The organism is Pseudomonas sp. 9.1(2019) (assembly GCF_009910445.1).
GTDB classification, from domain to species: Bacteria; Pseudomonadota; Gammaproteobacteria; order Pseudomonadales; family Pseudomonadaceae; genus Aquipseudomonas; species Aquipseudomonas paraversuta.
This window is the reverse complement of record NZ_VBWF01000004.1, coordinates 59,697-81,997: the sequence shown is the minus strand read 5'-3', so window position 1 is coordinate 81,997 and position 22,301 is coordinate 59,697. Positions and strand designations below refer to the sequence as shown.

21 protein-coding genes are annotated in these 22,301 nt (G+C 60.1%); 12 read left to right on the top strand and 9 right to left on the bottom strand.

What is annotated here, in order from left to right; all coding sequences use genetic code 11:
- Positions 1–40: 40 nt before the first annotated feature.
- Positions 41–796 carry a monofunctional biosynthetic peptidoglycan transglycosylase gene (mtgA, locus tag FEZ21_RS04930; RefSeq protein WP_004419728.1) on the top strand — a complete coding sequence of 252 codons (756 nt, stop codon included), beginning with the start codon at positions 41–43 and terminating at the stop codon, positions 794–796.
- 71 nt (positions 797–867) lie between these two features.
- Here mtgA and rpoH read toward each other — a convergent pair whose 3' ends face one another.
- The 4 genes from rpoH to ftsY form a co-directional block, all read right to left on the bottom strand.
- On the bottom strand, positions 868–1,722 hold the full coding sequence (rpoH, locus tag FEZ21_RS04925; protein ID WP_004419731.1) for an RNA polymerase sigma factor RpoH: 855 nt from the start codon (positions 1,720–1,722) through the stop codon (positions 868–870).
- Between the two features lie 113 nt (positions 1,723–1,835).
- Positions 1,836–2,858: a permease-like cell division protein FtsX gene (ftsX, locus tag FEZ21_RS04920; protein WP_004419734.1), complete on the bottom strand. Its 1,023-nt coding sequence runs from the start codon at positions 2,856–2,858 to the stop codon at positions 1,836–1,838.
- The gene (gene ftsE, locus FEZ21_RS04915; protein WP_004419735.1) at positions 2,855–3,526 is read right to left on the bottom strand and encodes a cell division ATP-binding protein FtsE; all 672 of its coding nucleotides are present in this window, start codon (positions 3,524–3,526) and stop codon (positions 2,855–2,857) included. Before ftsE ends, ftsX begins: the two co-directional genes overlap by 4 nt.
- Complete coding sequence (gene ftsY, locus FEZ21_RS04910; protein ID WP_160626581.1) at positions 3,523–5,001, bottom strand: signal recognition particle-docking protein FtsY; 1,479 nt, start codon at positions 4,999–5,001, stop codon at positions 3,523–3,525. Before ftsY ends, ftsE begins: the two co-directional genes overlap by 4 nt.
- A 355-nt stretch (positions 5,002–5,356) precedes the next feature.
- On the opposite strand from ftsY, the gene FEZ21_RS04905 reads away from it, so the two are divergent.
- From FEZ21_RS04905 to FEZ21_RS04885, 5 genes are all read left to right on the top strand, one after another.
- A complete protein-coding gene (locus FEZ21_RS04905) occupies positions 5,357–6,712 on the top strand; it encodes a pitrilysin family protein (RefSeq protein ID WP_160626579.1) in 1,356 nt (451 codons plus the stop codon).
- On the top strand, positions 6,705–8,195 hold the full coding sequence (locus tag FEZ21_RS04900; RefSeq protein ID WP_010656713.1) for a pitrilysin family protein: 1,491 nt from the start codon (positions 6,705–6,707) through the stop codon (positions 8,193–8,195). The genes FEZ21_RS04905 and FEZ21_RS04900 overlap by 8 nt, the downstream gene beginning before the upstream one ends.
- Complete coding sequence (rsmD, locus tag FEZ21_RS04895) at positions 8,195–8,803, top strand: 16S rRNA (guanine(966)-N(2))-methyltransferase RsmD (protein ID WP_004419741.1); 609 nt, start codon at positions 8,195–8,197, stop codon at positions 8,801–8,803. Before FEZ21_RS04900 ends, rsmD begins: the two co-directional genes overlap by 1 nt.
- Before the next feature lie 186 nt (positions 8,804–8,989).
- Entirely contained in the window at positions 8,990–9,979 is a 990-nt protein-coding gene (locus FEZ21_RS04890) for a hydrolase (RefSeq protein ID WP_160626659.1), read from the top strand.
- Positions 9,979–10,818, top strand: coding sequence for an AraC family transcriptional regulator (locus tag FEZ21_RS04885; RefSeq protein WP_178092362.1), 840 nt, complete (start codon positions 9,979–9,981; stop codon positions 10,816–10,818). Before FEZ21_RS04890 ends, FEZ21_RS04885 begins: the two co-directional genes overlap by 1 nt.
- A 45-nt stretch (positions 10,819–10,863) precedes the next feature.
- Here the strand turns inward: FEZ21_RS04885 and FEZ21_RS04880 are convergent, their stop codons facing one another.
- Both FEZ21_RS04880 and FEZ21_RS04875 read right to left on the bottom strand, forming a co-directional pair.
- Positions 10,864–11,718: a sulfurtransferase gene (locus tag FEZ21_RS04880; RefSeq protein WP_004419746.1), complete on the bottom strand. Its 855-nt coding sequence runs from the start codon at positions 11,716–11,718 to the stop codon at positions 10,864–10,866.
- 30 nt (positions 11,719–11,748) lie between these two features.
- Positions 11,749–12,417 (bottom strand): TetR/AcrR family transcriptional regulator, encoded by a 669-nt coding sequence (locus FEZ21_RS04875; RefSeq protein WP_004419748.1) that lies wholly within the window; start codon positions 12,415–12,417, stop codon positions 11,749–11,751.
- A gap of 166 nt (positions 12,418–12,583) precedes the next feature.
- Between FEZ21_RS04875 and FEZ21_RS04870 the strand changes: the two genes are divergently transcribed.
- The 5 genes from FEZ21_RS04870 (at position 12,584) to FEZ21_RS04850 (ending at position 17,233) form a co-directional block, all read left to right on the top strand.
- Positions 12,584–14,014 carry a coniferyl aldehyde dehydrogenase gene (locus FEZ21_RS04870; RefSeq protein ID WP_160626575.1) on the top strand — a complete coding sequence of 477 codons (1,431 nt, stop codon included), beginning with the start codon at positions 12,584–12,586 and terminating at the stop codon, positions 14,012–14,014.
- Positions 14,015–14,027: 13 nt separating this feature from the next.
- Complete coding sequence (locus FEZ21_RS04865) at positions 14,028–14,573, top strand: twin-arginine translocation pathway signal protein (protein WP_160626573.1); 546 nt, start codon at positions 14,028–14,030, stop codon at positions 14,571–14,573.
- A 115-nt stretch (positions 14,574–14,688) separates the two neighbouring features.
- A complete protein-coding gene (locus tag FEZ21_RS04860; protein WP_160626570.1) occupies positions 14,689–16,284 on the top strand; it encodes a GMC family oxidoreductase in 1,596 nt (531 codons plus the stop codon).
- A 115-nt stretch (positions 16,285–16,399) separates the two neighbouring features.
- Positions 16,400–16,882: a pantetheine-phosphate adenylyltransferase gene (gene coaD, locus FEZ21_RS04855; protein WP_004419754.1), complete on the top strand. Its 483-nt coding sequence runs from the start codon at positions 16,400–16,402 to the stop codon at positions 16,880–16,882.
- A 99-nt stretch (positions 16,883–16,981) separates the two neighbouring features.
- Positions 16,982–17,233 carry a YfhL family 4Fe-4S dicluster ferredoxin gene (locus FEZ21_RS04850; RefSeq protein WP_004419756.1) on the top strand — a complete coding sequence of 84 codons (252 nt, stop codon included), beginning with the start codon at positions 16,982–16,984 and terminating at the stop codon, positions 17,231–17,233.
- A gap of 108 nt (positions 17,234–17,341) precedes the next feature.
- Here the strand turns inward: FEZ21_RS04850 and mutM are convergent, their stop codons facing one another.
- Positions 17,342–18,154: a bifunctional DNA-formamidopyrimidine glycosylase/DNA-(apurinic or apyrimidinic site) lyase gene (mutM, locus tag FEZ21_RS04845; RefSeq protein WP_160626567.1), complete on the bottom strand. Its 813-nt coding sequence runs from the start codon at positions 18,152–18,154 to the stop codon at positions 17,342–17,344.
- Between the two features lie 17 nt (positions 18,155–18,171).
- Entirely contained in the window at positions 18,172–18,984 is an 813-nt protein-coding gene (locus FEZ21_RS04840) for an HDOD domain-containing protein (RefSeq protein ID WP_177412988.1), read from the bottom strand.
- Positions 18,985–19,185: 201 nt separating this feature from the next.
- On the opposite strand from FEZ21_RS04840, the gene FEZ21_RS04835 reads away from it, so the two are divergent.
- Complete coding sequence (locus FEZ21_RS04835; RefSeq protein WP_004419762.1) at positions 19,186–20,382, top strand: class I SAM-dependent rRNA methyltransferase; 1,197 nt, start codon at positions 19,186–19,188, stop codon at positions 20,380–20,382.
- Positions 20,383–20,529: 147 nt separating this feature from the next.
- Here FEZ21_RS04835 and FEZ21_RS04830 read toward each other — a convergent pair whose 3' ends face one another.
- Positions 20,530–22,224 (bottom strand): DUF4153 domain-containing protein, encoded by a 1,695-nt coding sequence (locus FEZ21_RS04830; RefSeq protein ID WP_004419764.1) that lies wholly within the window; start codon positions 22,222–22,224, stop codon positions 20,530–20,532.
- Positions 22,225–22,301: the final 77 nt, after the last annotated feature.

The window sequence follows — 22,301 nt, the reverse complement described above, 5'->3', positions numbered from 1 at the left end:
AACTCCCGTCAGGACTATGGAATGGCGCAGGGTCTGTATAATGGCCCGCTCAACGGGTTCGGCCAAGCCATCTATGCTGCGTATTCTTGTTCATCGCTTTCTCAAAGCCCTGCTCTGGTTCGCAGCGGGCAGCGCATTGCTGGTCCTCATCTTTCGCTGGGTCCCGCCGCCCGGCACTGCGCTGATGGTCGAGCGCAAGGTCGATTCATGGTTCGACGGCGAGCCCATTGACCTGCAACGCAGCTGGCGACCGTGGGATGAAATCAGCGACGAACTTAAAGTCGCGGTCATTGCTGGCGAGGATCAGAAATTCGCCGAGCACTGGGGCTTTGACTTCAGCGCCATCCGCGCCGCTTTCGCTCATAACGAACGGGGCGGGACGTTACGCGGCGCCAGCACGCTGAGCCAGCAAGTCTCGAAAAACCTGTTTCTATGGTCGGGTCGAAGCTGGCTGCGCAAAGGGCTGGAGGCCTGGTTCACCGGATTGATCGAGGTACTCTGGCCCAAGCAGCGGATTCTCGAGGTGTACCTCAACAGCGCAGAGTGGGATGAGGGAGTATTTGGTGCAGAGGCCGCGGCCCAGCATCACTTTGGCGTGAGTGCCGCCAGATTGAGCCGTCAGCAAGCCAGCTACCTGGCCGCCGTACTGCCCAATCCGCGCAACTGGAGTGCCGGTCGACCTAGCCCGTACGTCAGCCGCCGCGCCAGCTGGATACAGCGACAAATGCGCCAGCTAGGCGGCGACAGCTACCTCGATACCCTGAACACTTCGCGCAAGGCGCCCTGGGCCGAGTAAGCCGGCTCCCGCAGGGACAAACAAAAACGCCCCGACTCGTTAGAGCCGGGGCGTTTTTTTGTCGAGCCCGTTTAGGCGGCGATCGACAGTTTGAGCTTGTTCATCGCGCTTTTTTCCAGCTGACGAATCCGCTCGGCAGACACGTTGTACTTCTGTGCCAGGTCATGCAGCGTAGCTTTCTCTTCAGCCAGCCAGCGCTGATACAGAATGTCGCGGCTGCGATCATCAAGCACTTCCAGCGCTTCATGCAGGTTGCTGGTGGAGTTATCAGTCCAGTCAGCATCCTCCAGTTGACGTGCCGGATCGTACCGGTGGTCTTCCAGGTAGTTGGCTGGCGACTGGAATGCACTGTCGTCGTCAGCTTCGGCTGCCGGGTCGAACGCCATATCATGGCCAGTCAGACGGCTTTCCATCTCGCGAACTTCGCGAGGCTCTACACCGAGGCTTTCAGCCACACGATGAACTTCATCATTGTTCAGCCAGGCCAGACGTTTTTTCTGGCTGCGCAGGTTGAAGAACAGTTTGCGCTGAGCCTTGGTGGTCGCAACTTTCACGATCCGCCAGTTACGCAGAATAAACTCGTGGATCTCTGCCTTGATCCAGTGCACGGCGAACGACACCAGACGCACGCCCATTTCAGGGTTAAAGCGTTTGACCGCCTTCATCAGGCCGACATTGCCTTCCTGGATCAGGTCAGCCTGAGCCAGGCCATAGCCCGAATAGCTACGGGCAATGTGTACAACAAAACGCAGGTGGGCGAGCACCATCTGCCGAGCCGCCCCAAGATCCTGCTCATAGTAGAGACTCTCGGCCAGTTCACGCTCCTGCTCCGGTGTCAGCAGTGGAATGCTGTTCACCGTGTTTACATAGGCCTCAAGGTTCGCACCAGGGACCAACGCATACGCAGGTTGCAAAGAAGTGGTCATACGAATAAACCTCCGTCTCACATAACTCGTGCAGTTCAGCACTGCGAAAGTTGACCGGAAACTCAGGAAAAAGTTCCCAAAAAAAGCTGAAAAGGTCAACAGGCAAAAAGAAACTACTTAGGCGAAAGCTCACGTAAGTGACGCGCTACTGCAATCCATGCACCGATATACCCTAACAGCACCGCGCCAAGCAAGAGAGACAGACCATCGGCTACTGGCACACCGGCCAGGGCAAAACTGCTGCCATACAACCCGGCCAACCCGACTACCGCGTCGTTGAGCCAGTTCAAGCCGAATGCCAATACGCCCCAGGAAAGCACCCCGGCGCCAAAACCATAAAGCGCACCCATATAAAGAAAAGGCCTGCGCACATAACTGTCAGTGCCGCCGACCAGCTTGATGACTTCGATTTCGATACGACGATTCTCGATATGCAAACGAATCGTATTACCAATAACCAGCAGCAAAGCCGATACCAGCAAGACCGTCAAGCCAAACACAAAGCGGTCACCCAATTTCAGAATGGCCGCCAGACGCTCGACCCAGACTAGATCAAGTTGCGCCTGTTGCACTTTCGGCAACTCCGAAAGACGCTCGCGCAGAGCCTCGAGGGTGGCTTTATCGACCTCATTGGGGGTCACCAGCACCACGCCCGGCAACGGATTATCCGGAAGCTCTTTAAGCGCTTCCCCCAAGCCGGATTGCTGCTGGAACTCTTCAAGGGCCTTTTCGCGGCTGATGAATTCAGCGTCAGCCACGCCAGCCATACCTTTTATCTGATTACTCAATTGCTCGCCTTGCGAGCTGTCGGCATCCAGTTGCAGGTACAGCGAAATCTGCGCCGCACGCTGCCACGAACCGCCCAGACGCTCGACGTTGTTAAGCAAAAGCGAGAGCCCCATTGGCAAGCTCAGCGCGACTGCCATCACCAGGCAGGTGAAGAAGCTGCCAATCGGCTGCTTGCCAAGACGCTTCAGGCTGTCGAGCAAACTGGCGCGATGGGCCTCAACCCAGGCCCGGAACAACATCGAGAAACCAGGGCCATCGTCATCGTCATGCTTTTTCCTGGCCGGCTGCGGATCTGCGGCCTTGGGTGCTACACGTTCGGAAACCTTGGAGCCGCGTGTCGCACTCATTGCGCGGCCTCCCCGTCGCCAATCAATCGCCCGCGCTGCAGGGTGAGCATGCGGTGGCGCATGCGTGCAATCAGCGCCAGGTCATGGCTGGCGATCAGTACGCTGGTGCCCAAACGGTTGATGTCTTCAAATACGCCCATGATTTCCGCCGCAAGACGCGGGTCGAGGTTGCCGGTGGGTTCGTCGGCCAGCAGCAAGGCTGGACGATGGACGATGGCCCGGGCAATACCGACGCGTTGTTGCTGGCCCGTGGACAAGTCACCGGGATACAGATCGGTTTTGTCCGACAGCGCCACACGCTCAAGTGCCGAGTCGACACGCTTGGCGATTTCAGGCTTGGACAGCCCGAGAATCTGCAGCGGCAAGGCCACGTTATTGAACACCGTGCGATCAAACAGCAGTTGGTGGTTCTGGAACACCACACCGATCTGACGGCGCAGGAAAGGAATTTGCGCGTTGCTGATCTGCCCCAGATCCTGCCCCGCCAGCAGCAGTTTGCCGGTGGTCGGGCGCTCCATAGCCAGTAACAGCCGGAGCAGGGTGCTTTTACCTGCGCCGGAATGACCGGTTACAAAAAGGAACTCGCCGCGACGGACCCGAAAGCTCAGCTCGTGCAGGCCCACGTGTCCATTTGGATAGCGCTTACCGACCTGCTCGAAACGAATCATGGACGCTCCCGCTCCGCAAACAGAGCCTGGACAAAGGGTTCGGACTCAAAGTCCCGTAGATCATCGATGCCTTCGCCGACACCGATAAAACGAATAGGAATATTGAACTGCTTGGCCAGGGCGAAGATCACCCCGCCCTTGGCCGTGCCATCCAGCTTGGTCAGCGCCAGGCCGGTAAGGGCCACGGTCTGATTGAACTGCTTGGTCTGGCTGATCGCGTTCTGCCCGGTGCCGGCATCCAGTACCAGCAGCACTTCGTGCGGGGCGTCTTCGTCGAGCTTGCCGATCACCCGGCGAACTTTTTTCAGTTCTTCCATCAGGTTGTCTTTGGTGTGCAGGCGTCCGGCAGTATCGGCGATCAACACGTCGATGCCCCGCGCCTTGGCGGCTTGCACGGCGTCAAAAATCACCGAAGCCGAGTCGGCGCCAGTGTGCTGGGCGATCACCGGGATATTGTTGCGCTCCCCCCACACCTGCAACTGCTCGACCGCGGCGGCACGGAACGTATCGCCGGCGGCGAGCATGACTTTTTTGCCTTCAAGCTGGAGCTTTTTCGCCAGCTTGCCGATGGTGGTGGTCTTGCCCGCGCCATTGACGCCGACCACCAGAATGACGAATGGCTTGTTTTTCGCTTCGATTTTCAGCGGCTGCTCTACCGGTTTGAGCATGGCAGCCAGCTCGGCCTGCAACGACTTGTACAGTGCATCGGCGTCGGTCAGCTGCTTGCGCGCAACCTTTTGAGTCAGGTTTTTGATAATCACCGAGGTGGCTTCAACACCAACGTCTGCGGTGAGCAGGCGGGTTTCAATCTCGTCGAGCAGATCGTCATCGATGATTTTTTTGCCCAGGAACAGGCTGGCCATGCCTTCGCCGATGCTGGCGCTGGTTTTCGACAGCCCCTGCTTGAGGCGGGCAAAGAAGCCGACCTTGGCTTGCGCAGCTGGAGCTTCAGCTACCACCACCGGAGCCGCAACTGCTGGAGCAGGGACCACAGGCGCAGCAACAGCTTGCGGCTCGACAACTACGACCGGCTCTGGCTCTGGCTCTGGCTCTGGCTCTGGTGCAACAGGCTCGACGAAGGTTTCAAGCACTTCAAGCACTTCGACCACAGGCTCCGGCGCGATGACCGGGGCGCTGACCGCGACCTCGATCTCCGGTTCCGGAATGGAAGGCACGATATACGGCGCCTGCAGGTCCTTGACCAGCGCAACGGGTTCCTCGGGCACTGGCAGCGGCGGCCATGGCTCGGCAGCGGCTGGCGATTCAACAGCAGGCGCCTGTGCAACCACAACCACTTCAGGCGTTGGCTCGACAACCACCGCAGTGGCCTCAATCAACGGCTCAGGGGTGATTTCGGGTGCGGGTGCAGGCTGCTCAACGACGGTTTCCTGCGGCTTTCTGCGCAGCCATCCGAACAGGCCTTTTTTCTCGCCAGCCGCAGCTGGGTTCTTCTTGTCGTCGTTGGAACCAAACATGGAGGACGGCTATCTCATCGTAGCGAAGCGCCACTGTGGCGCCCCGGCAAATAATATTCGGTGTGAAACAGACTGTTTTTTTGTCAGCTCGTTCGCACGCACCTTGATCAGAGGGTAAAGCACACCCCTGAAACTTCGTCTTAACTCGGAACTGGAACGGGAAAATCGGCAAAAAAGCTAAATTTACCGGGATACATTCACACTTCCAGGCTGGCTCCTATACTGCCCGATCAATCGTCGTCTGATCGTCAAAGGCCTGATAGGCGTGGCCGCCAGTAAAACGGATCAGTATCCTAGCACCTCCTCACCCGCTGACGCTAAGGCCAAGCGGGCAGCCCAACAGGTTTAAAAACGAATGAATGCTCTAGCCCGCCGCGCTGCTGGCCTGTTGCTCAGCACAGTTTTGCTCCCGCTTTCGGCCCTGGCGGCCGACCAGCAACCCACCCACGAGTTTCGCCTGGACAATGGCCTGAAGGTCATCGTGCGCGAAGACCATCGCGCGCCAGTGGTGGTGTCCCAGGTCTGGTACAAAGTGGGTTCCAGTTACGAGACCCCGGGCAAGACCGGCCTGTCCCATGCTCTTGAACACATGATGTTCAAAGGCAGTAACAAGGTCGGCCCCGGCGAAGCCTCGTTGATCCTGCGCGACCTCGGCGCCCAGGAAAACGCTTTCACCAGCGATGACTACACCGCCTATTACCAGGTATTGGCCCGCGACCGCCTGGCGGTTGCCTTCGAGCTCGAAGCTGACCGCATGGCCAGCCTTCGCTTGCCGCCTGAAGAGTTCAAGCGCGAGATCGAGGTCATTAAAGAAGAACGCCGCCTGCGTACCGACGATCAGCCGATGAGCAAGGCCTTCGAACTGTTCAGCGCCATGGCCTACCCGTCAAGTGGTTATCACACGCCGACCATCGGCTGGATGGTGGACCTGGAGCGCATGAGCGTTGGCGAACTGCGCGCCTGGTATGAGGATTGGTACGCACCGAACAACGCCACCCTGGTGGTGGTGGGAGACGTAACACCGGATGAAGTCAAAGCCTTGGCCCAGCGCTATTTCGGCCAGGTGGCCAAACGCGAAGTGCCTGTCGCCAAAGTCCCGCTGGAACTGCCGACCCCCGGTGAGCGCCTGCTCAAGATCCACGTGCAGACCCAACTGCCAAGCCTGATTCTGGGCTTCAACGTGCCAAGCATTGCCACCGCCAAAGACCCGGTTACTGCCAACGCCCTGCGCCTCATTTCGGCACTGCTGGACGGTGGCTACAGTGCACGTATGCCAACCCAGCTGGAGCGCGGCGAAGAGCTGGTGTCCGGCGCTTCGTCCAATTACAACGCCTTCACCCGTGGCGACAGCCTGTTCATGCTTTCGGCAATGCCCAACAGCCAGAAAAAAGTCACTCTGGCCCAGGCCGAAGCCGGCTTGTGGCGCATGCTCGATGACCTGAAAAAAACCCCGCCATCGCCACAGGAACTGGAGCGAGTGCGCGCCCAGGTTATCGCAGGCCTGGTTTATGAGCGCGACTCGATCACCAGCCAGGCCACCTCGATTGGCCAGCTGGAGACCGTGGGCCTGTCGTGGAAGCTGATGGATACCGAGCTGCAAGACCTGCAAAAGGTCACCCCGGCCGATATCCAGCAAGCCGCCCGCACTTATTTCACTCGCGACCGCCTCAGCGTTGCGCATGTACTGCCCGAGGAGAAAACCCATGAGTGAGCGTAAAGGTTCCCGCTACGCCCTGCTCGGCCTGAGCGCTGCAATACTGGCCGGCGTACTCGGCTACTATTTCGTCAGCCCCTCGGTCTCCGTGGCCAGCCAGGCACTGGATCAGGCCAAGGCCGAGCACAAGCTCGAGTCTCTGACCGAACTCGACGGCAAGGCCCCCAGCCATCGGGCATTGAATGTACAAACCTGGAAAACCGCCGAAGGCTCCAAAGTTCTGTTCGTTGAAGCCCGCGAGCTGCCGATGTTCGACCTGCGCCTGACCTTCGCCGCCGGCAGCAGCCAGGACGAAAACACCCCGGGCCTGGCACTGCTGACCAACGCCATGCTCAATGAAGGCGTGGCAGGCAAGGACGTCGGGGCCATCGCCCAGGGCTTTGAAAGCCTGGGTGCGGATTTCGGCAACGGGGCCTATCGCGACATGGCTGTAGTGTCATTGCGCAGCTTGAGTGACCCGGCCAAGCGCACACCGGCGCTCAACCTGTTTGCCGAAGTGGTTGGCCAGCCAACCTTTCCGGCCGACTCCCTGGCGCGGATCAAAAACCAGTTGCTCGCCAGCTTTGAATACCAGAAGCAGGACCCTGGCAAGCTGGCCAGCGATGAACTGTTCAAGCGTCTGTACGGTAATCACCCTTATGCCCACGCCAGCGATGGCAACGCTCAAAGCATCGCTGCGGTCACCATCGATCAGCTCAAGGCGTTCCACAACAAGGCTTACACCGCCGGCAATGCGGTGATCGCGATCGTTGGCGATCTGTCTCGCGCAGAAGCCGAAGCCATGGCCGCTCAAGTGTCGGCCGCGCTGCCCAAAGGCCCTGCAGTCGCCAAAACCGTAGAGCCCGGCGAACCCAAGGCCGGCCAGACCCACATCGAATTTCCGTCCAAGCAGACCCACCTGCTGCTGTCCCAGCTGGGAATTGACCGCGACGATCCGGACTATGCCGCACTGGCCCTGGGTAACAGCATTCTCGGTGGCGGTGGCTTCGGTACGCGCCTGATGACTGAAGTACGCGAGAAACGCGGCCTGACCTACGGCGTGTATTCCGGCTTCAGCCCGATGCAGGCACGCGGGCCGTTCATGATCAACCTGCAGACCCGTGCCGAATTGAGCGAAGGTACGCTCAAACTGGTGCAAGACATTCTGGCTGACTACCTGAAAAACGGTCCGACGCAAAAAGAACTCGACGATGCCAAGCGTGAATTGGCGGGCAGCTTCCCGCTGTCAAATGCCAGCAACGCGGCAATCGTCGGCCAACTGGGCGCAATGGGCTTCTATGATATGCCTCTGGACTATCTGGAAACCTTCATGCAGCAGTCCCAAAGCCTGACTAAAGAGCAGGTCAAGGACGCCATGAACAAGCACCTGAGCGCCGACAAACTGGTCGTGGTGACCGCCGGACCAACTGTGCCGCAAAAACCACTGCCACCTCCTACCGATAAACCTTCAGAGCAACCTCTTGGGGTTCCGGAGCATTAATGGCAAAGCCTAAAAACACATCGCACTCGGGTGCTGGTCAGTTACGCATCATTGGCGGGGAATGGCGCAGCCGCAAGCTGGACTTCCCCCACGTAGAAGGTCTGCGCCCGACGCCGGACCGTGTACGTGAAACCCTGTTCAACTGGCTGACCCCGGACATCGTCGGTGCCAAGGTGCTGGACGTGTTCGCCGGCAGCGGCGCGCTGTTCCTGGAGGCCCTGTCACGCGGCGCAGCCAAGGGCGTGGCTCTGGACAGCAACCGCGATGCGATTTCCAACATCCGCGAAAACATGGGCATCCTGCGCTGCACCACCGGCGAAGTTCAGCAGACCAACGCCCTGAACTACCTGGCGACGCCTGCGACCGAAGTGTTTGACGTGGTGTTCCTCGATCCGCCCTTCAACCTGGACCTGCTCAAGCCGGCATGCGACCTGCTGGAACAGAACGGTTGGCTGGCTGACAACGCCTGGATCTACACCGAAAGCGAGCGCCGCCCTTCGGAGCTGGGCCTGCCTGCCAACTGGCGCCTGCACCGTGAACAAAAGGCCGGCGGCGTGAATTACGCCCTGTGGGAGCGCGAAGCAGCGCCAACAGCCGCCGCAGAGTAACAACGCCATGCCCGCGGGGTTTATTCAAACCCCGTGGTGCATCAGGCGCGTTCACCGCCTCTTACTTCGTCGACTACTACTGTCTCGGGCCGCTGTTGTGGCAAGCTAGCCAATCACTGCATCAGTTAGCGCAAGAGAATTCCAGTGCCATCCTTAGCTGCCCCTGTATCACTTCCTGAATCGTTCATGGCGGCCCATGGCCTGCGCAATCCCCATTTACAAACCCTGTGGGGCCCGCTGTGGCGCAAACGGCCGGTGGTTGAACACCGCCGCGAGCGCCTGTGGCTGGCAGATGGTGACTTTCTCGATCTGGACTGGCACGGCACCCCTTCAACCGATGCACCCATAGTGCTGGTATTGCATGGCCTGACCGGCTCATCGGCGTCGCACTATGTCGCCGGCCAGCAACGGGCCCTCGCCACGCAAGGCTGGACCAGTGTCGCCCTGAACTGGCGCGGCTGCTCCGGCGAACCCAATCTGCTGGCGCGCAGTTATCACTCCGGCGCCAGCGAAGACCTGGCGGCAGCCGTGGCACACTTGCGCGCCGCCCATCCGCTGGCCCCGCTGTTCGCCGTCGGCTATTCACTGGGCGGCAACGTATTGCTCAAATACCTGGGTGAAAGCGGCAACGAGAGTGGCTTGCAGGGTGCGGTGGCGGTGTCGGTGCCGTTTCGCCTCGACCAGTGCGCCGACCGGATTGGCCAGGGTTTCTCCAAGGTCTACCAGGCGCATTTCATGCGTGAAATGCTGGTCTATGTCACGAACAAGCAGCGGCAGTTTCGCCACGATGCCCGGCATGAGCCGCTGGCCACGCTGGACAACCTGGGCTCCCTGAAATCGCTGCGCAAAATGCGCACCTTTTGGGAGTTCGATGACCGGGTCACCGCACCACTCAACGGTTACCTGAATGTCGATGACTACTACCGTCGCGCCTCCAGCCGATACTTTTTGGCCGCCATCGACACTCCGACCCTGATTATCCACGCCGTGGACGACCCGTTCGTGTTCAAACACAGCATCCCCGAGGCCAGCGAACTGTCCGGGTGCACCACACTTGAGCTGCATGCCAGGGGGGGCCATGTCGGATTTATCGAAGGCTCCCTTAAAACCCCGGGCTACTACCTCGAGCGGCGCATCCCGCAATGGCTGGCGAGCCTCAGGCCCGGGCCCGGGTAATGAGCAGCGAGCAGGGTGAGTCGATCCGGTTCTGGCAAACGCCACCGCTGACAGGTGTCGAGTTGCTCACCGCGCGCTATATCGAACACCGCTTCGTACCCCATGTGCATGATGGTTTTGTGATCGGCATGATCATGGACGGGGCCCAGCGCTATCGTTATCGCGGGGCTGAGCATCTGGCCTGCTCCGGCACTCTGGTTCTGATCAACCCGGACGAAGTGCACAACGGGCACAAAGGCCATGATGCCGGCTGGCGCTACCGGGCGTTCTATCCCGACAACGCGCAACTGCACGGCCTGCTGGAAGAGCTCGGCTTGCCCGGCATGCACTTGCCGACCTTCAATGACACCCTGATTCACGACCCCGACCTGTTCAGCGGCTTGTGCCGGCTGCACCAATTGCTCGAAGGCCCGGAGTCGGCACTGCATCAACAAACGGTCTGGCGACAAATGATGCTGGCGCTGCTCAATCGCCATGCCCGCCTGCCATTGCCGGCCAAGCCGGGCATTGAACATCGCGCCGTACGTCAGGCCAAGGAGCTGCTGCAGGCCCGTCTCGCCGAACCACCCTCCCTGGAACAGCTGGCAGCGGCGGTCAATCTGTCGGCGTTCCATTTGGCCCGGGTGTTTCAACGCGCGACGGGCATGCCACCGCACACCTGGCTGATGCAGCAACGTATTGCCCACGCCAGAGCCTTGCTGAAAAAGGGTTGTTTGCCGCTGCAAGTGGCTACGCAATTGGGTTTTGCCGATCAAAGCCATCTGAGCCGGCAATTCAAGAAAGTCTACGGTGTGGGCCCCGGCGCCTATCGCGCAGCCAGTGCCCATAAACACCCGTAGTCGCAGCCTTCGCGCCTGGGCAGCGACCAGGTGACAGCGCGGGCATCAATCGCCGGTAGCAATGCCCCGCTCAGGATCGTTGATCCATTCGCTCCACGACCCCGCATAGAGCTTACCCAGCGGATAACCGGCCAACCCCAGTGCAAACAGGTTATGGCACGCCGTCACGCCGGAGCCGCAGTAGGCCACCAGCTCTTGCGCAGAACGACCGCCGAGCTGCTCGGCGAAACGCTTTTTGAGTTGATCGGCAGGTAAAAAACGCCCGCTGCTGTCGAGGTTCTCGCTGAACGCTGCACATTGCGCACCCGGAATATGCCCGGCAACAGGGTCGATAGGTTCAACTTCGCCGCGAAAACGTGGTCGGGCACGGGCGTCGATCAAGGTCAGGTCCGGATCGCCCAGGCGCTTGTGCAAGTGCTCGGCATCGACCAGCAAACGCTTGTCGAGCTTGCCTTCCAGGTTGCCACGGGGCTTGACCACAGCATCCAGACTCAGCGGGAAACCTGCACCATGCCAGGCCTTGAGGCCGCCATCGAGGATAAACACTCCATCGCGCTTGCCCAGCCAGGTCAGCAACCACCATGCCCGGGCGGCATAGACCCCCGGACCGTCGTCATACAGCACCACATCGCTGTCGTCATTGATGCCCCATGCGCGCAGTCGCTCAAGCAACACCTGTGGCTCGGGCAACGGGTGACGGCCCGTTACACCTTTGATCACGGGGCCGCTCAAATCACGTTCAAGGTCAGCAAATTGCGCACCGGCTATATGCCCTTCGGCATAGCTGCAACGACCATAGTCGGGGTCTTCAAGGGCGAAACGGCAATCCAGAATAACCAGACCGGGCAGTTCCTGGCGTTCGCTCAGGGCTTGGGGGCTGATCAGTTGCGCGACGGGCATAGGGAACTCCTGTGAGGGGGTGAAATGCATTTATTGAACGTGCAGCGCGTGCTCCAGCGGGACGTAGTAATCCTTGATCAGTTCATCGAAGTCTGCCCGGCCCTGAGCGGTGACAAAGCCCGATTCCAGGACCAGCAGTTGATACACCCCGCGCTTGATGGCCTGCTCACTGAGCTGATCGTTGTTCTCCCGGGTAGTACACAGAAAACTGACCCATGAGGTGAGAATGATCCACGCGTTAAGGGTCAGCGACTCGATTTGCAGGGGGGTCATGCACATAAGCCCGGCATCGACAAAACCGCGGTAAATCGCTTGCGCCTGACGCAGACAGTTCTGGGAAAAGACCCGGTAACGGGCGGCAAGCTCAGTGTCGCTGTGCAGCAAGTGCTCGATATCACGGTACAAAAAGCGATAGCGCCACATGGCATCCAGCAACTGCTGCAAGTACTGACGCTTGTCTTCAACACTGGCCATACGCCCTTCGGGCGGGCGCAGAAACCTCAACACCAACGCCTCATACTCGCTGAACAATACCGAGATGATCGCCTGCTTGTTAGGGAAGTGGTAATACAGATTGCCCGGTGAAATTTCCATGTGCGCGGCAATGTGGTTGGTGCTCACACTGCGCTCGCCCAGCTGATTGAACAGCTCCAGACTGCTATTGACGATGCGCTGGCTGGTTTTTATTCGTGGGGCCATGGGCTTCTTGGGCTTTAATGAAAAACGAAAGACATCTTACGACCTTACCCGTCATCGTTAAACCTCACGGATAAGCGCCCCTCATTGACAGCTTAGAGCATAGGCTCTAAAAGCATGATTGCTCTCAAATAAAAATAACCCGCAAGCCTTCCGCCCGGAGCAAACCATGTCTGTCGACAGCGCCCCCCGCCAAGACGCCTCAGCCGTGCTGAGCGATCTCCATTCCCTGCTCGACACCCAACGTCTGGCTTATGCGGCTCACCCCTATCCGCCACTCGCCCAGCGCCAGCAATGGTTGAAAAGTTTGCGCAAGTTACTGAGTGATGAGCGCGAAGTGCTGATCGACGCCATCAGCCAGGACTTCAGCCACCGCAGCCCTGACGAAACCCTGTTTGCCGAGCTGATGCCCAGCCTGCACAGCATTGATTACACCCTTAAGCATTTGAAGCGCTGGATGCAGCCCTCGTCCCGCAGCGTAGGGGTGATGTTCCAGCCGGCCAGCGCCAAAGTGGTGTATCAGCCCCTGGGCGTAATCGGCATTATCGTGCCGTGGAACTACCCGCTGTACCTGGCCATGGGCCCTTTGATCGGGGCATTGGCGGCGGGTAACCGGGTAATGCTCAAACTCAGCGAGTTCACCCCGGCCACAGGGCACTGGCTCAAGGACTTGCTGGGGCGCATCTTCCCCGAAGACATGGTTGCCGTAGTACTGGGTGAAGCCGATGTGGCGGTGGCATTCTCCGGTCTGGCATTTGATCACTTGCTGTTCACCGGCTCGACCCACGTAGGCAAGCAGGTCATGCGGGCAGCTGCCGACAACCTGACCCCGGTAACCCTGGAGCTGGGCGGCAAGTCGCCAGCCATCGTATCGGCCGATGTACCGCTCAAGGATGCTGCCCAACGTATCGCCTGGGGCAAAACCCTCAACGCCGGGCAGACCTGCATCGCTCCGGATTACGTGCTGGTGCCGCGAGACCGGGTCGATGACTTTGTTGAGGCCTACCGCCAGGCCGTGCACAGTTTTTATCCGACCCTGATCGACAACCCGGACTACACCGCAATCATCAATGAACGCCAACTGGCGCGCCTTGATCGCCTGCAAACCGATGCCACTCTGAAGGGTGCACGCCTGATACCGCTGTACGAGCAAGGCCAGGGGCGGCGCATGCCCCACGCCCTGCTGCTGGATGTAAACGACGAGATGCAGGTGATGCAGGACGAAATCTTCGGCCCGCTACTGCCCGTCGTGGCCTACGGCGACCTGCAGCAAGCGCTGGATTACATCAATGCCAGACCGCGCCCGCTGGCGCTTTACTACTTCGGCTACAACAAGCCCGAGCAGCAGCGGGTCATCCTGCACACCCACTCTGGCGGCGTGTGCATCAATGACACCCTGCTGCATGTGGCCATCGACGACCTGCCGTTTGGCGGTGCAGGGCATTCCGGCATGGGCCATTACCACGGTCATGAAGGCTTTGTGACCTTCAGCAAAGCCAAGGGGGTGCTGGTTAAACAGCGCCTCAACAGCTCGCTGATGATTTACCCGCCTTATGGCCGCCAACTGGTACGCCTGATCCAGAAGCTGTTTATCCGCTAGTCGAAGGTGGCCCATGCCTGAATTGAGGGTTGAAGAGGTTCTGCTATCGCGTCGGGGCGTACTCAAAGTCGGCCTGTGGGCCAGTGCATTTTTGACCTGCGCCGGGCTCGGCGCCAGTCTGAGTGGCTGCTCGCCCGGCAGTAGCGCCAGCGGCTTCGCCTTGTTGCGCAGCAGTGATCTGACTTTTTTGCGGGCACTGATCCCGGTGATGCTTGCGGGTAGCGTGGGCGCCCCGGCTGTTCCCGGTGCGGCCGATGCCACCTTGCATCAGCTGGACCACAACCTTGCTCACTTGTCCCCCGAACTGCTCAAGCTGACTCGGCAATTGTTCGATGTACTGGCCATGCCGGTAACACGGGGCCCGTTGACCGGGGTCTGGGGTGGCTGGGAGAGTGCCAGCCCCGAACAGATTCAGGATTTTTTGCAACGCTGGCAAAACAGCAGCCTGAACCTGCTGCGCATGGGCCACGGCTCGCTGGTGCAACTGGTGATGATGAGCTGGTACGAACGCCCCGAATCCTGGGCCGGGTGCGGGTATCCGGGCCCGCCGAAGATCTGACTGACCCCGTACAACCCGTAGGAGCGAGCTTGCTCGCGAGCTGTTAAACGCGGCGACGAAGAGCTCGCGAGCAAGCTCGCTCCTACAAACCCCATTGCCACCATGGAAGTCCTTTATGCCCGTACCTGATCCGTTCCGCGAAGGCATGGCCCGAGGCTGGAAAACCCGGGATGGCTCGCAACTCGACAGCGACCTGACGCTCGAAGCCGATGTAGTGATTGTCGGTAGCGGTGCAGGCGGCGGCACCACGGCCGAGATTCTTAGTGCCGCCGGTTACAGGGTCTTGCTGATCGAGGAGGGCCCGCTCAGGACCAGCAGTGATTTCAGGCTGCTGGAAGACGAGGCCTACTCCAGTCTTTATCAGGAAGGCGTCGGGCGCATGAGCAAAGACGGCGCCATCAGCATCCTCCAGGGCCGGGCCGTGGGCGGTACGACCCTGGTCAACTGGACTTCAAGCTTTCGCACCCCCGCCCCCACCCTGGAGCACTGGGCCCGGGAACACGCGGTCGCCGGCCACAGTGAGGCGCAGATGGCACCATGGTTCGAGCAGATGGAACAGCGGCTTGGCGTCGCGCCCTGGCTGATCCCGCCCAACGCCAATAACGAGGTGATCCGCACCGGTTGCGAAAAGCTCGGCTACAGCTGGCATGTGATCCCGCGCAATGTGCGCGGCTGCTGGAACCTGGGCTACTGCGGCATGGGCTGCCCGACCAATGCCAAACAATCGATGCTGGTGACCACCATCCCCGCCACCCTCGAACAGGGCGGCGAATTGCTGTATCTGACCCGCGCCCGGCGGCTGCTGATCAGCGGCGACCAGGTTACCGGGCTGGAGTGCCAGGCCATGGACAGCCGCTGCGTGGCGCCCACCGGCCGCACAATCATGGTCAAGGCCCGGCACTATGTGCTGTCCGGCGGCGGCATCAACACCCCCGGCCTGCTGCTGCGTTCCGAGGCACCCGACCCCCACGGACGACTCGGTAAACGGACGTTTCTGCACCTGGTCAACTTTTCTGCGGCGCAGTTTCCTGCGGCCATCAATCCGTTTTACGGCGCCCCGCAATCGATTTACTCCGATCATTTTCAGTGGAAAGACGGCACCGGCGGGCCCATGGGCTACAAACTCGAGGTGCCGCCGCTGCATCCGGCCCTGGCAGCCACAATTTTTGCCAGCTTTGGCCAGACCAGCGCCGGGCACATGGCGCAACTGCCCAATACCCATATGATGCTGGCGTTGATGCGCGACGGTTTTCATCCCGACAGCCCCGGCGGCAGTGTCGAGTTGCGTGCTGATGGCAGTCCGGTGCTCGATTACAACCTCACGCCCTATGTCTGGGACGGCCTCAAGCGTGCCCTCCACAGCATGGCCGAGATCCAGTTCGCGGCAGGCGCCAGCGCCGTCATGCCGCTGCACAGTGATGCGCAATACATGACCAGCCTTGGCCAGACACGTGACCGAATCGACAGTTTGAGCCTTGAGTTGTATCGCACCCGCCTTGCCAGTGCCCATGTCATGGGTGGCTGTGCAATGGGCGAAAACCCGCAACTGGCGGTTACCGACAGCCTTGGGCGCCATCATCAATTGGGTAATGTATCGGTCCACGATGGCTCTTTATTCCCCACCAGCATTGGGGCCAACCCGCAATTGTCGGTGTACGGGCTCACGGCGAAACTGGCAACAGAGCTGGCCGCGCGCCTGAAAAATCCGTGAAAAAGTAGTTAATTGGCCACGTCTATAGTGCTTTCTTCTGCGAATGGCGACTTGGCCGACCGGGAATGCTGCGATACCATCCGACTCCCCAACGGATTCCCGCCAGGACGACGCGATGAACCGAGTGTTGTACCCAGGTACATTTGACCCTATTACCAAGGGCCACGGCGATCTGGTCGAACGCGCCTCGCGCCTGTTCGATCACGTGATCATTGCTGTCGCTGCCAGCACCAAAAAAAACCCGCTATTCCCTCTGGAACAGCGTGTGGAGCTGGCACGTGAAGTCACCAAGCACCTGCCCAATGTGGAGGTAGTCGGCTTCTCGACGCTGCTCGCGCACTTTGCCAAAGAACAGAACGCCAATGTCTTTCTGCGTGGCCTGCGTGCCGTGTCGGACTTCGAATACGAGTTCCAGCTGGCGAACATGAATCGCCAACTGGCCCCCGACGTCGAAAGTCTGTTCCTCACGCCGTCAGAGCGTTATTCGTTCATTTCGTCGACATTGGTCCGGGAAATCGCGGCATTAGGTGGCGATATCAACAAATTCGTGCACCCGGCCGTGGCCGATGCCCTCACCGAACGCTTTCGCAAGAAGTGACCGCTGAAGCGGCGCCCGCGTGCACTGCGGGCGCCAATGCGGCACAATTGCCGCATTCGATTTCAGTTGCCCGGGCCGAGCGCCCCGGCAGGAGTACCCATGTCCCTGATCATCACCGACGATTGCATTAACTGCGACGTCTGCGAACCCGAGTGTCCGAACGCTGCCATTTCCCAGGGCGAAGAGATCTACGTGATCGACCCGAACCTGTGTACCCAGTGCGTGGGCCACTACGATGAGCCGCAATGCCAGCAGGTCTGCCCGGTTGACTGCATCCCGCTGGATGAAGCCCACCCGGAAACCGAAGAACAGCTGATGGCCAAATACAAGGCAATCACCGGCAAGGCCTGACCTTGTCGGCCATTGTTTTAATGCGCCGAACCTGAAAAGCCACAGTGCCTGAATCGCTGGCCAGCCAGCTCCCGCGATGACTGCCGGCCAGCGCCTGCTGTGTACCTGTCAGCTCTGGCAGCGCGGGCAGAACACGCTGGCGCGCTGGCCCAGCTTGACCTCGCGCAACTCGGTGCCACAGACCTTGCAGGGCTGGTAGCCACGCCCGTAAACAAACAGCTCTTGCTGGAAGTAGCCGGGTTGTCCGTCGCCCCCGATAAAGTCGCGCAAGGTGGTGCCTCCACGCTCAATCGCCGCGGCCAGAATCCGCTTGATCTCGATCGCCAGCTTCAAATAGCGCGCCCGGGAGATGCTTTTGGCTTCGCGACGCGGATCAATGCCGGCAGCAAACAGCGCTTCAGTCGCGTAGATATTGCCCACGCCCACCACCACTGCGTTATCCATGATGAACGGCTTGACGGCCATCGAACGCTTGCGCGACAGCTGAAACAGCCGGTCACCGTCAAACAGATCGGTCAGTGGCTCCGGCCCGAGGCGCAGCAGCAATTCATGGTTCAGCGGGTCGAGGCTCCAGAGCATCGCACCGAAACGTCGGGGGTCGGTGTAGCGCAATGCCAGGCCCGACTCCAGCTCGATGTCCACATGCTCGTGCCTGGCCGCCGGCAGCCCGGCCTCTACCAGGCGCAGGTTGCCCGACATGCCCAAATGGCTGATCAGCGTCCCGACTTCGGCGTTAATCAGCAGATACTTGGCGCGCCGCTCCACCAGCACGATCTTCTGCCCCGACAGACGCACATCCAGGTCTTCCGGGATCGGCCAGCGCAAACGGCGCTCGCGCACAATCACCCGGCTGACCCGCTGACCTTCAAGGTGCGGGGCAATGCCCCGGCGGGTGGTTTCGACTTCAGGTAATTCAGGCACGGGAGGCTCCTGCGAGACTAGTGGGCACCCAATTCGCGAATGCTTTCTTTAAGGTTGTCAAAGTCGTAGTCGGACAGACCAATGTAGTCCAGCACCAGGTGCCGGATGCTGTTCCATTCATGGTCTTCACGCTGGTTGCCCAGCACTGTGTGCGAGGCACAGATATGTTCGGCCATCTTGAGGATCGCCAGCAGGTTTTTAAGCTGGCTGTTGCGCGAAGAGTCGTCGCTGAAAATCGCCAGGGCATTGTGGTGATTGGCAATCGCCTCTGTGAGATGCGCAGGCAGACGCCAGGATTTTGCCGTGTAGTAGCCGACCACCGCATGGTTGGTATTGAAATGCCGGTTTTCAGTGTCAACCACACGGCTGCCGGTCCCGGCATTGGCGTAGCCCTGTTCCAGTACCCGCATGTAATCCGGGAAGCGCTTGAGCATCAACGGGATGCCGCAATCGTGAAACAGCCCCAGGGCATAGGCTTCATCCAGAGCCTGGGTGCCCGTGCGCTTGGCCAGGGTCAGGCTGGTCATTGCCACGTCCTGGGCCGTGTCCCAAAACCGGTTAAGGGTCACGATGGTGTCGTCTGTCATCTCGCCCTTGATCGACTGTGCGTTGATCAGGTTGATCACGGTCCGGCTGCCGAGCACCGTGACTGCACGGCGGATCGAGGCAATCTTGTTGCTCAGGCCGTAATACGGCGAGTTGACGATTTTCAGCAGTGCCCCGGACAGCCCCGGGTCCTGGGCGATCAGGCCGGCTATCACTTCCAGATCCGGGTCCGGCATGTATTGCTCCATCTGCAAATCCACCATGATTTGCGGTTGGGGCGGCACGCTGATGCCTTGCAGGGCAAGGCTGATCTGTTCGGATGAAAGCTCTGGGGGCATAACGACGCACTCTGAATTGGACGGCGAGTCTAGCGGAAATTTCTGGCCATTTGCGCACGTAATCCGACGCAATACCGCGAATCAGCTGAGCTTGCAGGGTGCGTCTAAGGCTATAATCGCGCCCTTTTCAATACCCGGAGCGACGTCATGTCCCTGCCAAGCCTGCGCCTTAAAGCCAATGCCGATCGACGCCTGCGCGCCGGCCACTTGTGGGTCTACAGCAACGAAATTGATGTAGCCAACACCCCGCTGCACGGCTTCAAGGCCGGCGACCAGGCCGTGCTCGAAACAGCCGGCGGCAAGCCGCTGGGCATCGTTGCCATGAGCCCGAACAACCTGATCTGCGCTCGCCTGCTGTCGCGCGACATCAAATTGCCGCTGGACAAATCGCTGCTGGTACACCGCCTGAACATGGCTTTGTCCTTGCGCGAGCGCCTGTTCGACAAGCCTTACTACCGCCTGGTTTTCGGCGATTCCGACTTGCTGCCGGGCCTGGTCGTAGACCGTTTCGGCGACATTCTGGTGGTTCAGCTGGCCTCGGCCACCATGGAACAGCACAAAGACGACGTGATCGCGGCACTGGTACAAGTCATCAAGCCAAGCGGCATCCTGTTCAAGAACGACTCGGCTGCCCGTGACGCTGAAGGCCTTGAGCGTTATGTCGAAACCGTCTTCGGTCTGGTGCCGGAGTGGGTTGCGCTGGAAGAGAACGGCGTGAAGTTCGAAGCGCCGGTCATGGCCGGCCAGAAAACCGGCTGGTTCTACGACCACCGCATGAACCGCGCCCGCCTGGCGCCGTACGTTAAAGGCAAAAAGGTTCTGGACCTGTTCAGCTACATCGGTGGCTGGGGTATTCAGGCTGCCGCTTTCGGCGCCAGCGAAGTGACCTGTGTCGACGCCTCCTCGTTCGCCCTGGACGGTGTTGAGCGCAACGCTGCGTTGAACGGTTTTGCCGAGAAAGTCACCTGCATGGAAGGCGACGTATTTGAAGCCCTGAAAGAGCTCAAGGCCAACGAAGAGCGTTTCGACGTGATCGTGGCCGATCCTCCGGCCTTCATCAAACGCAAAAAGGACCTGAAGAACGGCGAAGGTGCTTACCGCCGCCTTAACGAGCAAGCCATGCGCCTGCTCAGCAAGGACGGGATTCTGGTCAGCGCATCGTGCTCGATGCACCTGCCGGAAGATGACCTGCAGAACATCCTGCTGACCAGCGCCCGCCACCTTGACCGCAACATCCAGTTGCTGGAACGCGGCGGCCAGGGCCCGGATCACCCGGTGCACCCGGCGATTGCAGAAACGCGCTACATCAAGAGCATCACCTGCCGTTTGCTGCCTAACAGCTAAGACGCCTGAATCGCTGGCAAGCCAGCTCCCACAGTGGAAATGCCCTGAGCATATCTCGTGGGAGCCGGCTTGCCGGCGATGACTCAACATCCTGCAAACTGAGTCGCCTGCCTCGCCGGAAATCCGGCTCCCACAGGGGTGTCCTAGTTAAGGCTGCGGCGGTATCTCCGGTTGCGGGCTCAGTTGTTCATCCCCGGCCTGCAGCGATTGATAACGCGGCTTCACCACTTTCACCTTGCCCTGGCGAATCATCTCAATCATCTCCAGCGGGTTTTCGACACCTGTATAGGTGCCTGCACGCTGCCATTTGCCCTGCGCATCACGCTTGAAGAAGTACAGCGGATCAGACCAGCTGTATTTGGGTAACTGCAGCACTTCGTCCTGCCCGTCCTGATCCAGATCGACCGCCCACATGGCACATCCCGGGTACAGGCACTGCTGCCCGCCAATGCCGGGGTCGTTGAACTGCTCGCTGCCTTCCACGACAGGCCCGATCCACTCCAGAAGCCGCCCATCGGAGTCCCGCGCACCTTTACCGGCCTGGGCATCCTTGAGCCGTTTCAACAAAACTTCGCGCGCGGGTTCTGCCAACACCCGGCCCTGCTCGACTTGCTCCAGCAATGCCTCGAACGCCTGCTTGCCCGGTGGCCCCAAGCGATAGAGCAAAGTGTCGGCATCAAAGCTCTCTACCGGACTTTTAGCCTCCAGCACGCGCTTTACCTGATTGCTGGCGCTGATCTGCAACGGACTGAACCACGGGGTATGAATCGCCAACAGCAGTACCACGCTGAGCAACGCAATCAGCGGGTTGCTGATGCGCAGGCTCCACAACCACTGACGCTGAGGCACCACCACCGCCCAGGCCGCGGCAAGGGTATGAACCAGCATCACCGCCACCAGCAACATCGCCAGAATGCGGCTGGGGGTCAGGCCATATTGTTCGATTCGCAGCCAGCTCGAATACCCCGCCAGCAGCACCAGTACGGGCAAGCACAGCAGGCACAGGTCAACCATGCGCAACAGCCATCGCGGATAACCGCTGCTCTGCTCGCCGACCTGGAACACGCCATTGAGCAGAAACAGATTGGCCGCCACCAGACACAGCATGATCGGCGTCGAATAGCCGGTGGCCCAAATGGGCTGCAGCCCGGTAAATAGCAGGGCCAGGGTGAAGACAATGGCAATCAGCGAACTCAGGGGCAGCAGAAAGCGGCACAAGGTCAGCAAAATGCCGCGTAACAGACCGATGACACGATCGTTGTCGCGGCCCATCTGCAGGCCCAGGGCAAACACCATCATCGAACTGATGCAGATAAACCCGGTGGTGGAAAACAACTGATTGAGCGCCACAATCCCGAGCATCTTGAACAGGCTGCCCCACAACAGCAGCAGCGCCCAGAACACGCCGTTCAACAGCAAGCCCAGCAACACGATAAACACCGTGTCCCAGGCGTGGCGGAACAGGTCTTCGTAGCGCGGGAAGCGCCCTTCGCGGCTCGGCCAGCTGAGGATGAAAGCCGTCACTATATAAGTGATCACCACGGCAAAGCAGACCCAGGTGCCGGTCAGCCAGCTGCTGCTGCGCAAACTGTCGCCGCCCTCCCAGTACACCCAGGCGCTGATGGCGCTCATCACCAGCGTCAGCCCAAGCACCAGCCAGGCCGTACCGCGCTGACGCACGTCTGGCCCCAGCAGCACCAGGTTGATACCGCCGACCAATACCGCAGTGGCCAGGGCAAACTGGAGCCCCGGCTCGGTCAGGGCGCTCGCCAGCCATAGCAGCAGCCCTTGCGCCAGGCCAATGACCAGGCAGGTTCGCACGGATCGGTTGAGGGTCAGCATACGAATGTCCTTATCGAAAAATCATGCCTGCACTCTATAGCCTGAACACTGCCAACGCCTACCGGCCCGCCAAATGC